The organism is Promicromonospora iranensis, from assembly GCF_028994775.1.
GTDB lineage: Bacteria > Actinomycetota > Actinomycetes > Actinomycetales > Cellulomonadaceae > Promicromonospora > Promicromonospora iranensis_A.
Map to the genome: position 1 here is coordinate 58,587 of NZ_JAJQMN010000010.1, position 12,843 is coordinate 71,429.

Consider the following 12,843-nt stretch of genomic DNA (forward strand, 5'->3'; position numbering starts at 1 on the left):
GGATCCGCGCCCGAACGGGGCTCGGTCTGCTTCTGTCAGGCGTTGTTGGCCACGATGGCCAGGCTCCGCACCTTCACGTCGAAGTGCGGCGACCCGATGAACTTGTTGTTCGAGGGGCCGAACGACGTGACGCCACGGGTGTATCCCAGCCGGGTGCGGCCGTCGTACTTCCACACCCAGGGCCCACCGGAGGACCCGCCGCCGAAATTGCAGCCGACGATCTTGGACGTGTGCGGGACAGCCTTGACCTTGGCCACGGTGCCCGTGCAGGCCCACATCACCTCGCCGTTGTCGAGGTTGGACGGGTAGCCGAAGATCGCCGCGGTGAAGCGGAAGGACTTGCTGATCATCAGCCCGTTGCCGCCCACGGCCTTGACGACGCGCGCGTTGTTCGCGTTCGTGTAGGTGGACAGGAACCCGACGTCCCGGCCCCAGCCGCGCGTGGTGCCGCCGTACCTGGTCCACGCCCGGAACGTGTGCAGCGTGCGCGCCTGGAACATGCCGTACGGCGCCGGCTCGCTCGCGTACCCGTTGTACTTCGGTACGAAGACCACGTTGTTGTACCAGCTGCCGCCCCGCCCGCTGTGCACGCAGTGCCCGGCGGTGATGACCACACGCTTCGAGCGGGTGTTGAGGGCGGAGGCCGAGCAGTACCGGTCGCCGTTGACACCGCCGATGAAGAGCTTGCCGGTGCTGATCGGGAACCTCTTCACCCCGAGCGGCTGCATGCCGCCGGCCTGACCGACCGCCTCGGCGTCGGCGGGCGCCGCCGGCCGGGTGACGACGACGTCGTCCGCCGCGGCCTTGCCCACGGGCGCCTTGCTCGCGGCGGAGGCGTCGGCCACCATGGTGCGGGCGAGGGTCTGCGCCTTCTCGGCCACGAACGCGCGGTCACCGGCCTCGTCGAGGGATGTGGCCGCGGCCATCCGTTCCGGGGTCCAGTAGTCGAGGACCGCGGGGTCGCCGCCCTGGGCGTCGACCCGGCGCGCTTCCTGCTGCGAGTAGGTCCGGGCCGTCGACCCGTTCGTCTTCAGTACCGGTGCGACGGTCGACACGATACCGTCGTCGTCCGTGGCAGAGACCGGGGCCGTGACCGGGGCCGTGGGCGTCGCGCCCCAGGCCATCGGCACGCTCACCACGGTGGCTGTCAGCGTGACGGCAGTGGCCATGGCGGCTAGCCGTAGCTTCTGAGTACCGCCCATAAAAGTTCTCCTCTGTTTGTCCCGCACGTCCACTTCGACTGCTATCTACCGCTTTCAGTAGGGTAGAGAGGAAGTGTTAGAGGGTCTACCTTTTGCTGGTATCAGGTCGGGCAAGAACTGGTTCAGGACCGGGTGAACTCACACCCCGAGATGGCGGAGCACAGCCAGGACGCGACGGTGGTCCGCGGCGTCCTGCGGCAGATCGAGCTTGGTGAAGATCGCCGCCACGTTCTTCTCGACGGCCCCGTACGACAGGTGCAGCAGATCGGCGATCGCGCCGTTCGACCGGCCCTGGGCCATCAGGCCCAGCACCTCGCGCTCCCGGGCGGAGAGGCGCTCCAGGTGGTCGTCCTGGCGTGCGGAGCCCATGAGCTGCGAGACGACCTCGGGATCCAGCACCGTCGCGCCGCCGGCCACCCGCACGAGCGCGTCGACGAAGTCGCGCACGTCGGCCACCCGGTCCTTGAGCAGGTAGCCCACGCCGTGCGCGCCACCGGCCAGCAGCCTGCTCGCGTACCGGGTCTCGACGTACTGCGAGAACAGCAGCACGGGCAGGCTCGGGTGCCGGCTCCGCAGGCCGAGCACCGCCCTCAGGCCCTCGTCGGTGAAGGTGGGCGGCATCCGGATGTCCGCGACGATCACGTCGGGCAGCGACCCCTCGCGCACGAGCCGGGCGACCTCGCGTTCCAGGGCAGCGCCGTCCCCGACGGAGGTCACGGTATGGCCGCGCCGCGTCAGGAGGGCGGCGAGCCCGTCCCGCAGGATCGCCGAGTCCTCGGCGAGGAGAACCCGCAGGCTCGACGGTGGCTCGTGCTGCCTGGTCATGCGCGGCCGAACGGGGTGGCGGTCGGCAGGGTCACGGTGACCACGGTAGGCCCGCCGGCAGGGCTGGAGAGGTCGAACGTGCCGTCGACGGAGCGCACCCGCTCGGCCAGCCCGGCCAGGCCGGACCGCAGGCCCGAACCGTCGGGCGGCACGACGGCCGCGCCACCCCGGCCGTCGTCGCGCACGCGGATCCGGACGGCGCCGTTCGTGCCGCCGAGCGGCTCGACCAGGACGTACACACCGGTGGCGCGGGCATGCTTGGCCGCGTTGGTCACGAGCTCGGCGACGGTGAAGTAGGCGATCGACTCCAGGGCCGGTGCCAGGCGGCCGTCCGCCTCCACCGCGGGCTCGACGTCCACGGTGACCGGCAGGGCGGACCGTGCGGCGAGGGTCTCGAGCGCGACGGTGAGGCCGCTGTCGAGAGCTGGCGGGTGGATGCCCCTGGCCAGCTCGCGCAGCTCCGTGAGCGCCTCCTTCGTGGACGAGTGGGCGGTGTCGACGAGCTCGGCCGCCTGCTCGACGTCGCCGCCGTCGACCAGGTGCTCGCGGGCCTCGCCGAGCTGCATGGCGACGGCGACCAGGCGGGCCTGCGTGCCGTCGTGCAGGTCGCGCTCGATGCTGCGCAGGCGGGCGTCGGCGTCGTCCACCGTGCCGGTGCGGGACCGCTCGAGCTCGGCGACCCGCAGGCTCGCGCGGGTCGGGCTGAGGAGACCCCGGGTCAGAGCCCGGAAGAGCATCGTGAACATCCGGGTGATCCAGGGCCAGCAGAGGACCACCACGAGGCCGGCCAGCGCGGCCAGCGCGAGGCGCGGCGGGGTGTCCAGGAAGTACGACTGGCCGAACTGCGCGCCGCGGTGCAGCTCGCCGTCGGACCCGAGCTGCGGCGGCAGGAACCGGTACCAGAACCAGTAGGTGAGGCCGCCCAGCCCGGTGCCGAGGAACGTGACGCTCACGGCGAACGACAGGATCGAGAGGGGGAGCGCGACGAACATGAAGAGCAGGGCGCGCCAGCCGGCGGCGTCGCCGAGCATCGAACCGACGGTTCGCCAGAAGCCGCGCGGCCGGACGTACGGGGCGGGCGCCGCGACGTCGACGTCGAGCAGGTCGCGGGCCAGGCCGCGGTAGGCGGCGGCCCAGCCGCGCGCACCGAGCACGACGGCGCCCGCCACGAAGAGCCCGACCACCGTGACGGCGATGCCCGCGGTGAAGCTCACGGCGAAGATCGTGTACGTGAACGCGAACGGCGCGAGCAGCAGGACCAGGGCGAGGTAGCCCTGCTCCCGCCAGGTGCGGCCCGCGAGAGGAGCGGTGAGGAAGCCCGGGCCCGGACGGGTGGCGGGGCCGGTCGCGGAGCCGGCCGCGAGCCGGTCGACGGTCATGGTTGTCATGGTGCCAGGTTGCCCCTTGCCGGGGTCGCGCGACAGGGTGCCGACCACCAGGTTCGACGGGGGACGTCCCCCGTCGGAGATGTCCGGTGCGCCCGAGCGTGGCGAGGTGCTCCTGGCGGGTGAACCTGTGGCCTTCCCGCGCCCTGGCGGGCGGGAAGGCCGGTTTTACTGGACCAGCCTGGCACACTGGAGGGCATGAAGGTACGAGTTCTCGTCGTCGACGACGACACAGCACTGGCGGAAATGATCGGCATCGTCCTCAAGGGCGAGGGGATCGATGCCGTGTTCTGCGCCGACGGCGACTCCGCGCTGGGGATGTTCCGCACCCACCAGCCGGACCTCGTGCTGCTCGATCTCATGCTGCCCGGCAAGGACGGTGTGCAGGTCTGCCGTGAGATCCGCGCCGAGTCCGGTGTGCCGATCATCATGCTGACGGCCAAGACCGACACGCTCGACGTCGTGGTGGGCCTGGAGTCGGGCGCCGACGACTACGTCTCCAAGCCGTTCAAGCCCAAGGAGCTCGTCGCCCGGATCAAGGCCCGGATGCGTCGCAGCGAGGACCCGGGCCCGGAGCGCCTCGTCGTGGGCGACGTCGAGATCGACGTCACCGGCCACACGGTTATGCGCGACGGCGAGCGCATCGCGCTCACGCCGCTGGAGTTCGACCTCCTCGTGGCGCTCGCCCGCAAGCCGTGGCAGGTGTTCACGCGCGAGGTGCTGCTCGAGCGGGTCTGGGGCTACCGGCACAGCGCCGACACGCGCCTGGTGAACGTCCACGTCCAGCGCCTGCGCTCGAAGATCGAGCGTGACCCGGAGAACCCGGAGATCGTGCTCACGGTGCGCGGCGTCGGTTACAAGGCGGGCGCGACACGCTGATGCCGCACGGCCTGGTCACGTGGCTGCGGCGGGCGGTGCACCGGGCCCGGGTGGTCACGGTCCGGTCCACCCGGCGCGCGGTCGCGCAGTGGCGCTCCTCCCTGCAGCTGCGCGTGGTCACCACCGCGCTGGCGATCGGCTTCGCTGCGATCGCCGTGCTCGGGCTGTACCTGTCGACGTCGGTCCGGGACGGCATCTATGAGCAGCGGGTCGCCGCCATCGACAAGGAGGCCGCCGCGCTGACCGCGCGGGTGTCGCAGAACTTCTCGGACACGGCGACCACGTCGGACGGCGAGCTGCAGACCCTGCTGCTGGACACGATGGCGACCCTCGGCGCCACGAGCGGCTCCACCGCGGACGAGTACTTCCTGATGCACGAGCTGGGCACCACCGCGCAGGTGGCCGATTTCGCCTCCCGCGCCGATCTGACCGACGTGGTCATCACCAGCGAGCTGCGCGAGGCGAACCTCGCCTCCGAGGACGACCAGGTGCTGCAGGCGGTCGGCATCCCGACGACGGACGGGTCCGGCATGGACCAGCCGGGTGTCATCGTGGGCTCCACTGTCCAGGCCTCGCCCGACGCCAGGTACGAGATCTACTACCTCTACTCGCTGGAGCCCGAGCAGGAGACGCTGTCGTTCGTGCACCGCGTGCTCCTCGCCGGCGGGTTCGGCATGCTGGCGCTGCTCGGCGTCGTCACCTGGACCATGGCCCGGCAGACGGTGACGCCGGTGACCCGGGCGGCGACGGTGGCGGAGCGGCTCGCCGAGGGGCACCTGTCCGAGCGCATGCCGGGCGCCCGCGGCACCGACGAGATGGCGAGCCTCGCGCGGTCGTTCAACGAGATGGCCGAGAGCCTCCAGGACCAGATCCGGCGCATGGAGGAGCTCTCGGCGATGCAGCGCCGGTTCGTGTCCGACGTCTCGCACGAGCTGCGCACCCCGCTCACGACCATCCGCATGGCGAGCGAGATCATCCACGAGTCGCGGCACCAGATGGACGAGGACGCCGCTCGCTCGGCCGAGCTGCTGCTCGGCCAGATCGACCGCTTCGAGTCGCTCCTGTCCGACCTGCTCGAGATCAGCCGGTTCGACGCCGGCGCCGCCGTCCTCGACGCCGAGCGCCGCGACCTGCGTGACGTCGTCATGTCGGTGGTCGAGCAGGCCGCCCCGCTCGCGAACAGCAAGGACGTCCGGGTCTCGGTACGTCTGCCCGACGCCGACGCGGCGGCCGACTTCGACCCGCGCCGGATCGAGCGCATCCTGCGCAACCTCGTGGTCAACGCGATCGAGCACGCCGAGGAACGGCCGGTCGAGGTGACCGTCGCCGAGGACGACCGCGCCGTCGCCGTCGTCGTGCGCGACTACGGCGTCGGCATGACCAAGCAGGAGGTCGAGCACGTCTTCGACCGCTTCTGGCGGGCCGACCCGGCGCGCGCCCGCACGACCGGCGGGTCCGGCCTGGGCCTCGCGATCGCCCTCGAGGACGCCCACCTGCACGCCGGGCGCCTCGACGCGTGGGGACGTCCCGGGCAGGGCGCGAGCTTCCGGCTGACGCTGCCGCGCAGCGCCGGCGTGCAGGTGGGCGAGCCGCCCGTGACCATGGCGCCCGCGTCGCACGAGCCCGGGCTCCGGACCGGCCAGATCCCCGTGATCAACCCGCCCACCGGCCCGACCCCGACGGCGATCCCGGACCTGTCCGATCCCGGGGACACCGACGCGGTGGGGATGTCCGCCGGCAACGACGTGGAGGTGCACTGATGCGTAGGAGAAACCACGTCGTGACCGCCGTCGCAGCGCTGGTCTGTGCCGTCACGCTCGGGGCCTGCGCCCAGATCCCGACGTCCGGCCCGGTCCGGGTGGGTGACGCGAGCGTGGATCCGCAGGTCGACATCGCGCTGCTCCCGCAGGGGCCGGCGCTCGGTGCCGAACCGCGCGGGATCGTGTCGGGATTCCTGGGCGCGGCCGTCGCCGCCACGACGTCCCCGAAGGAGTACCAGACCGCACGGGAGTTCCTGACCGAGGACGCCGTGGAGACGTGGGACCCCGAGGGGTCGGTGCGGGTGGTCCGTGAGCCGCCGCTGCTGGAACCGCTCGAGAGCAGCGTGGACATCAAGGACGACGAGACCGTCGAGGTGGCCGCGCGCGCGACGACCATCGCGACCCTCGACACCACCGGCGCGTACACCGAGGTGGGGAACCCGCGGGAGCTGAGCTACCGGTTCACGCTCACCAAGGTGGGTGGCGAGTGGCGCATCTCCGGGCTCGACAACGGGGTGCTCGTGCCCGCCAACCTGTTCGCGAACCAGTTCCGGGCGACGCGCCTGTACTTCCCCGCCGAGGGTGCCATCAAGAGCTTCGTCCCCGACCTGCGCTGGTTCCCGCGGCAGTCCTGGCGCCGGGACGCGGTCCAGGAGCTGCTCGCCGGTCCACCCGAGTGGCTGCAGGGGGCCACCCGGTCCCTCGTGCCGGAGGGCACCCAGCTCGTGTCACCGTCGATCCAGGACACGGACGGGGACGAGCCTGTCTCCATCCGGCTCAGCGACCAGATCAGCACCGCCGCTGCCGCCGAGCGCTCCGTGATCGCGGCGCAGATCTCGGCGACCCTCTCCGAGGGTGCGGGCCGTACCGTGTCCGTGGACCTGTTCAGCGGCACCAATCGCCTCTCCGTCGACGAGACGGACGTCGACCTGCCCGCCACCATCGTCCAGGCGATGACGCTGCAGGACGACCAGCTGTACCGCGTCGAGGACGGCAGGCTCGTCGAGCACGACGTGCCCGTGGACCTGTCGGCGTTGGACCCGACGGCGCTCGCGCTCAGCCCGGCGACCACGCCGATCGTGGTCCGGGACGGTACCGACCAGATCGTGAACGTCTCGTCCGACGACGAGGACGGCCCGGTGACGCTCATCGCCGGAACTGACCTGGCGGCTCCTTCGGTCGACAAGTTCGGCAACACCTGGAGCAGCGGCGACACGGGCGAGCTGCAGGTGTCGACCAAGACGGTCGAGGTGGTCGAGGTGGAGCCCGAATGGCTGAGCGGCCGCAAGGTGATCAGCGTGTCGGTGTCGCCCGAGGGGTCGCGCATCGCGGTCGTGAGCCAGGCACCGACAGGTACGCAGGTGCAGGTGGCCGGCATCGTGCGCAACGACCAGGATGTTCCGGTCTCCCTCGCGTCGCCCATCGCGGTCGCGGCCCCGGTAGGCCGCGTCGAGGAGGCCCGCTGGTCCGGGCTCACGACTCTCGCGCTCCTGGCGAGCGATGGCGAGGGCACGTCGGGCGTCTGGACCGCCGGAGTGGGCGGCCTGCCGGGTGCCGGCGGCCAGTCGAAGCAGCTGCCCGGACTGACGGACGTCGAGCAGCTGGCAGCCGGGGTGACCGACCAGGGGATCATGGTGATCACCAAGGACGGTGACCTCGAGCACGAGGAGACGGGCGTCTGGCAGCCGCTGGCCGAGGACGTCGACTTGGTCGCGTACCCGGGCTGACCCGCCGTAGGACGACACCGGCGAAGTAGGACCGCGGCGCGGGCCGCGGTGCTACTTCGCCAGAGTTTCTGTCTCGCTCGTCTATCTCGTCAGGGTCTCGCCCCGGCGGATCAGGTCAGGTCGGTGACCGGCGCCGTGCCGCACGTGTTGTCGAGCTGGATCACACCGAACGACCAGCCCTTCCGCTTGTAGAGCACCGAGGGACGCGACGTCTCCTTGTCGATGAACAGGTAGAAGTCGTGTCCCACCATCTCCATCTCGTAGACGGCGTCGTCGAGCGTCATCGGGTCCGCGTGGTGGAGCTTCTGCCGGATCACCACGGGTGAGTCGCCGATGGTGGTCTCCACGGAGTCACCGGGCTCGGACAACGCGGCCGGCGTCGAGATCTGTGCCTCGGGTGCGTCGGCGGACGCGTCGTCCTCCTCGAAGATCTCCTCGAGAGGGCGGACGTCCACGGGGGCGAGCACCTTGTTGTTCCGGTGGTCCTTGCGCCGGTCGCGGGCGCGACGCAGGCGCTCGTTCAGCTTGTCGATGGCGAGGTCCAGGGCGCCGAAACGGTCGTCCGCTGCGGCCTCCGCGCGGATCACCGGACCCTTCGCGCGCAGTGTGAGCTCCACTCGCTCACGGTTCTCGGAGAGCCGCGGGTTGTTCTCGTGCGTGACTTCCACATCCACTCGACGTACGTAGGGAGACAGCAGCTCTACCTTCGCGAGCTTCTCCTCGACGTGCTGGCGAAACCGGTCCGCCACGTCCGTGTGCCTGCCGACAACGACAATTTCCATGTGCGTATCTCCGCTCCGGGAACTCTGGGCCACGCCGTCCCTTGCCGGCGGCGCGCGCCCGTCTCTACTCGTCTTGGCACCCCCTGCTACCGGTGCCGGGCACGAACCACCTCCCGTCGCGTATACCCCGACAACCTCGTCAGAGCTCCGATCCAGCGTGGAACGTTCAGGCTAACTCCGTCACCTGGGTAACGACAGCCCCAACGGACAGTGAACAAGGCGACAGAGATCTGTCAGACTTTCAGGTTCTGCTCAGTTTCCTGCCGGGATCCCGCGGCGGGCGCGGTGCGGTCCTCGGTCTCGTGCGCCGGAGGCGGCGTCGCTGCCAGCACAGTTGCCCCCACGACGTCGTGACCGGCCTCCTCGAGCGCTCGTTCGACGGCGGCCAGGGTCGCCCCCGTCGTCAGCACGTCATCCACAAGAATGCAGACGGATCTTTGTCCGAGCGCCCGGGACCCGCGTCTCGTCATGCGGACGGCGCCCGAGAGGTTGCGCCCGCGTGCCCGGGCGCCGAGGCCCACCTGGTCCCGCCCGGTGCCCCGACGGGCGAGGGCGGGCACCAGCCGGGCGCGGATCCCCGCGTCGTGCAGCCCCTGGGTGACCGCACGGGCCAGGACCGTCACCGGCTCGCGCCCCCGTGCCCGACGCGCCGCGCCCGTCGAGGGCACGGGCACGACGGCGACCGGCGCGTCGCCGAGCGCGGGCACGAGCACCGGGCCGATACGGGCGGCTGCCCGCCGCATCGCGGGTCCGAGGAGCCGGTCGATGTCGACCCGCCCACGGTCCTTCCAGTGCACGACGACGTCGCGCACCGGCCCGGTGTACGGCGTGAGCGCCCACACGGGTACCGGTGGGACCCTGTCGAGCCGGTCCAGCCGGGGCGCGCCACGCTCGGCACGGTCCGGCGAGCCGGCCAGGTGTGCGGCGCACCCGGCGCACCACCGCACGTCGAGCTCGCCGCACGGACAGGCGACGGGCAGCAGCAGGCGGGCGAGCTCACGGACGGGGTGCACACCACCACGCTCCGGCACCCGCGCCGCCCCCGCTGCTTGTCCACAACCCCACGGTCCCGCGCGTCGCGTACGAGGTGTCCTCGGGGACGCGGGGGACGCGGGGGACGCGGGGGACGTGGGGGACGTGGGGGACGTGGGGGACGCCGACGGCACGTACTCCGCACTCGCCGGTCCGGGCGGGGGAGTGTCAGTGGGTCGGGGCACGATGGTCCTGTGCAGCCGATCTCCCTGTCTCTCGACCAGGCCCGCCGGGTGGCCATCGCGGCCCAGGGCCTGAACCGCCCGCGGGCCGACGGCCCGCGCACGATGCGGCACGTGCAGGGGGTGATCGACCGGCTCGGCCTGCTCCAGATCGACTCGGTGAACGTCCTCGCCCGGGCGCACCTGCTGCCGCTGTTCTCACGCCTGGGGGCGTACGACACCGACCTGCTCGACCGGGCCACGGCGTCGGGTAGGTATGCCCGGCGGACGGGCACGGCCGCCTCCGCCGACCGCCGCCTCGTGGAGAGCTGGGCGCACGTCGCCGCCTACGTGCCCCCGCGCACGTGGCCGTTGCTGGCCTTCCGGCGCCGCTGGTTCGCGGAGGAGTACGACTGGCGCGAGCTGGACGGCGTACGCCTGCCGGACGCCCCGCAGGTCGCCGAGGTACGCGACCTGGTCGCGGCGGAGGGACCGCTGTCGGCGTCCCAGATCCACGACCGGTTCGTCTCCGAGGGGCGTTCGGTGCGCCGCAAGCGGGGTACGTGGTGGGACTGGAGCACCGAGAAGCGCGTGGTGGAGCACCTGTTCTTCACGGGCGAGGTGGTCTCCGCCGGCCGGAACACGCAGTTCGAGCGGTTGTACGACCTGCCGGAGCGTGTACTGCCGGCATCGGCCCTCGACGAGGTGCCCGAGCTCGAGGCCAAGCGGACCCTGCTGGAGCTCGGGGCACGGGCGCACGGCATCGGTGTGGCACGGTGCATCAAGGACTACTACCGGCTCAAGGGGCCGGTGGCGGACCAGGCGCTCGCCGAACTCGTGGAGGAGGGCGTGCTGCTGCCCGCGCGTGTGGCAGGCGGCTCCGAGCAGTGGTTCCTGCACCGGGACGCCGTGCGCCCCCGGCGGGCCACGGGACAAGCGCTCCTCGCACCGTTCGACCCCCTGGTGTGGGAGCGCAAGCGGCTGGAGCGCCTCTTCGGGATGCGCTACCGGATCGGCATCTACACCCCGGCCGCCCAGCGTGTCGACGGGTACTACGTGCTGCCGTTCCTCGAGGACTCACAGCTCACGGCCCGGGTGGACCTCAAGGCGGACCGCGCAGCGGGCGTGCTGCGCGTGCAGTCCGCGCACGCCGAACCGGCACTGACCGCGGACACCCCTGCACGACTGGCGGCCGAGCTTCGCGAGATGGCCCGGTGGCTGGGGCTCGAAGGGGTGACCGTGCAGGCCAAGGGGTCTCTTTCACCCGCCCTGCACGCTGCGACGGCCATGGGCTGAAACATACGGCAACTAAACTCTGCACATGGGAACCGCTGCGATCTTCCTGCTCGTCACGGTCGCGGCCGGTCTCGGAGCGGTCCTGCTCCGGCTGCCGCCCCTCGTGGGCTTTCTGGTGGCCGGGTTCGGGCTGCACGCGGTCGGCCTGGCGGAGCCCGGCTATCTCGGAACCCTCGCTGACCTCGGCGTGACCCTGCTGCTCTTCGGCATCGGGCTCAAGCTCGATGTCAGGACGCTGCTGCGCAGGGACGTGTGGTTCACGACCGTGGCGCACCTCGTGATGAGTGTCGCCATCGCCGTCGGGTTCCTCGGCCTGCTGGGCGTGATCGGGTTCTCGATGCTCGAGGGGGAGGGCCTGGGAGTCCTCGCGCTGCTGGGGCTCGCTCTCTCGTTCTCCTCCACCGTCTTCGTGGTCAAGGTGCTCGACGGCCGCTCCGACCAGTCCGCCCTCTACGGCCGGATCGCCATCGGCGTGCTCATCATGCAGGATCTGATCGCCGTCATCTTCCTGTCCGTGGCGTCGAACCACCCGCCGAGCCCGTGGGCCTTCGGCCTCGTGCTGCTGATCCCGGGCGCCTGGCTGCTGCGCAAGGTGTGGTCGAGGGTGGGCCACGGCGAGCTGCAGGCCCTGTTCGGTGTGGCGGTCGCGCTCGGCCCCGGCTACGCGCTGTTCGACGCGGTCGGGCTCAAGGGCGACCTGGGCGCCCTTGTCATGGGCATGCTCCTGGCCGGCCACCCGGCCGCCACCGAGCTCTCGCGCAACCTGTTCACCCTCAAGGAGCTGCTGCTCGTCGGCTTCTTCGTGTCCATCGGGTTCTCGGGCGAGCTCACCTGGCAGGCCGCGGCGATCGGCCTGCTCATGCTGCTCATGCTGCCGCTGCAGGGCATCGTGACCGCGGTGCTGCTGCGGATGATGCGGCTGCGCAAACGCACGGCGATCCTGTCCGGCCTGGTGCTGGCCAACTACTCGGAGTTCGGCCTGATCGTCGTCGCCGTCGGTTCCCAGACCGGCCTGCTGCACGACGAGTGGCTGGTCGTGCTCGCCGTCGCCGTGGCGGCCAGCTTCGTGCTCTCCTCGGCGGTCAACACCCGCGGCAACGAGTACGCGATGGCGCTCGCCAGGCGTTTCCCGTCCAAGCCCAACGAGTGGCTGCACCGGGAGGAACGGCTCATCGACATATCGGGCGCGGAGGCGCTCGTGCTGGGTATGGGACGCGTCGGACGCGGCGCCGTCCGGCAGCTGCGCGAGGACTACGGCATGAACGTGGTGGGCGTCGAGCACGACCCGGCGCGCGTCGCCACCCTGCGCACCGCGGGCTTCACGGTGGTGCAGGCCGACGCCACCGACATCGAGTTCTGGGGTCGGGTACGCAGTGCCGGGGCGGTCCGGCTCGCGATCCTGGCCATGCCGTTCCACGCGGCGAACCTCATCGCGTTGTCCCAGCTGCGCGCGAGCGGATTCGAGGGCACCGTCGCCGCCGTCGCACGGTACGACGACGACGTGGCCGAGCTCGAGCGGCACGGCGCCGACGCCGTCTTCCACCTGTACGGCACGGCCGGCCTGGCGCTGGCCGACGAGGCGGCGGAGGCGGCGTTCGGTTATGTCGCCGCCGAGGAGATGCGCGACGCGCAAGCGGGACGCCGAGGAGTGCTGGAACCACCGCCGGGGCCGGTCACCGAACCCGTCACCGAACCCGTCACCGAGCCTGTCACCGAGCCTGTCACCGGAGCGGGCACCGGGGCCGGCGCCGCCTGATCCTGCCTGCCGATCCCGCGTGCCGATCCCGCGTGCCG

General features: G+C 71.5%; 10 protein-coding genes. 5 read left to right on the plus strand and 5 right to left on the minus strand.

Going from position 1 to position 12,843, the window contains the following annotated elements:
* Nucleotides 1–35: 35 nt before the first annotated feature.
* The 3 genes from LUU90_RS19090 to LUU90_RS19100 form a co-directional block, all read right to left on the minus strand.
* Nucleotides 36–1,169: a hypothetical protein gene (locus LUU90_RS19090; protein WP_275005363.1), complete on the minus strand. Its 1,134-nt coding sequence runs from the start codon at nt 1,167–1,169 to the stop codon at nt 36–38.
* Nucleotides 1,170–1,340: 171 nt separating this feature from the next.
* Nucleotides 1,341–2,027, minus strand: a complete 687-nt coding sequence (locus tag LUU90_RS19095) for a response regulator (RefSeq protein WP_275005364.1) — start codon at nt 2,025–2,027, stop codon at nt 1,341–1,343.
* Nucleotides 2,024–3,415 (minus strand): sensor histidine kinase, encoded by a 1,392-nt coding sequence (locus LUU90_RS19100; protein ID WP_275005366.1) that lies wholly within the window; start codon nt 3,413–3,415, stop codon nt 2,024–2,026. Before LUU90_RS19100 ends, LUU90_RS19095 begins: the two co-directional genes overlap by 4 nt.
* Before the next feature lie 195 nt (nt 3,416–3,610).
* Between LUU90_RS19100 and mtrA the strand changes: the two genes are divergently transcribed.
* From mtrA to LUU90_RS19115, 3 genes are read left to right on the plus strand one after another with little or no spacing between them, the layout of a single operon-like run.
* Nucleotides 3,611–4,291: an MtrAB system response regulator MtrA gene (gene mtrA, locus LUU90_RS19105; RefSeq protein ID WP_275005367.1), complete on the plus strand. Its 681-nt coding sequence runs from the start codon at nt 3,611–3,613 to the stop codon at nt 4,289–4,291.
* Nucleotides 4,291–6,051: an MtrAB system histidine kinase MtrB gene (mtrB, locus tag LUU90_RS19110; RefSeq protein ID WP_275005369.1), complete on the plus strand. Its 1,761-nt coding sequence runs from the start codon at nt 4,291–4,293 to the stop codon at nt 6,049–6,051. Before mtrA ends, mtrB begins: the two co-directional genes overlap by 1 nt.
* Nucleotides 6,052–6,071: 20 nt before the next feature.
* The gene (locus tag LUU90_RS19115; protein ID WP_275005370.1) at nt 6,072–7,778 is read left to right on the plus strand and encodes a GerMN domain-containing protein; all 1,707 of its coding nucleotides are present in this window, start codon (nt 6,072–6,074) and stop codon (nt 7,776–7,778) included.
* A 110-nt stretch (nt 7,779–7,888) separates the two neighbouring features.
* Here LUU90_RS19115 and hpf read toward each other — a convergent pair whose 3' ends face one another.
* Both hpf and LUU90_RS19125 read right to left on the minus strand, forming a co-directional pair.
* A complete protein-coding gene (gene hpf / locus LUU90_RS19120; protein WP_275005371.1) occupies nt 7,889–8,560 on the minus strand; it encodes a ribosome hibernation-promoting factor, HPF/YfiA family in 672 nt (223 codons plus the stop codon).
* A 233-nt stretch (nt 8,561–8,793) separates the two neighbouring features.
* Nucleotides 8,794–9,573, minus strand: coding sequence for a ComF family protein (locus tag LUU90_RS19125; RefSeq protein WP_275005372.1), 780 nt, complete (start codon nt 9,571–9,573; stop codon nt 8,794–8,796).
* Between the two features lie 213 nt (nt 9,574–9,786).
* Between LUU90_RS19125 and LUU90_RS19130 the strand changes: the two genes are divergently transcribed.
* Nucleotides 9,787–11,049, plus strand: coding sequence for a winged helix-turn-helix domain-containing protein (locus LUU90_RS19130; protein ID WP_275005374.1), 1,263 nt, complete (start codon nt 9,787–9,789; stop codon nt 11,047–11,049).
* A 25-nt stretch (nt 11,050–11,074) separates the two neighbouring features.
* Entirely contained in the window at nt 11,075–12,805 is a 1,731-nt protein-coding gene (locus tag LUU90_RS19135; RefSeq protein ID WP_275005375.1) for a cation:proton antiporter, read from the plus strand.
* Nucleotides 12,806–12,843: the final 38 nt, after the last annotated feature.

Excerpts from the sequence above, each read along its gene's own strand:
- mtrA (WP_275005367.1), top strand. The coding sequence starts at position 3,611 with ATGAAGGTACGAGTTCTCGTCGTCGACGACGACACAGCACTGGCGGAA.
- LUU90_RS19090 (WP_275005363.1), bottom strand. The coding sequence starts at position 1,169 with ATGGCCACTGCCGTCACGCTGACAGCCACCGTGGTGAGCGTGCCGATG.
- LUU90_RS19135 (WP_275005375.1), top strand. The coding sequence starts at position 11,075 with ATGGGAACCGCTGCGATCTTCCTGCTCGTCACGGTCGCGGCCGGTCTC.
- LUU90_RS19100 (WP_275005366.1), bottom strand. The coding sequence starts at position 3,415 with ATGACAACCATGACCGTCGACCGGCTCGCGGCCGGCTCCGCGACCGGC.
- LUU90_RS19095 (WP_275005364.1), bottom strand. The coding sequence starts at position 2,027 with ATGACCAGGCAGCACGAGCCACCGTCGAGCCTGCGGGTTCTCCTCGCC.
- hpf (WP_275005371.1), bottom strand. The coding sequence starts at position 8,560 with ATGGAAATTGTCGTTGTCGGCAGGCACACGGACGTGGCGGACCGGTTT.
- mtrB (WP_275005369.1), top strand. The coding sequence starts at position 4,291 with ATGCCGCACGGCCTGGTCACGTGGCTGCGGCGGGCGGTGCACCGGGCC.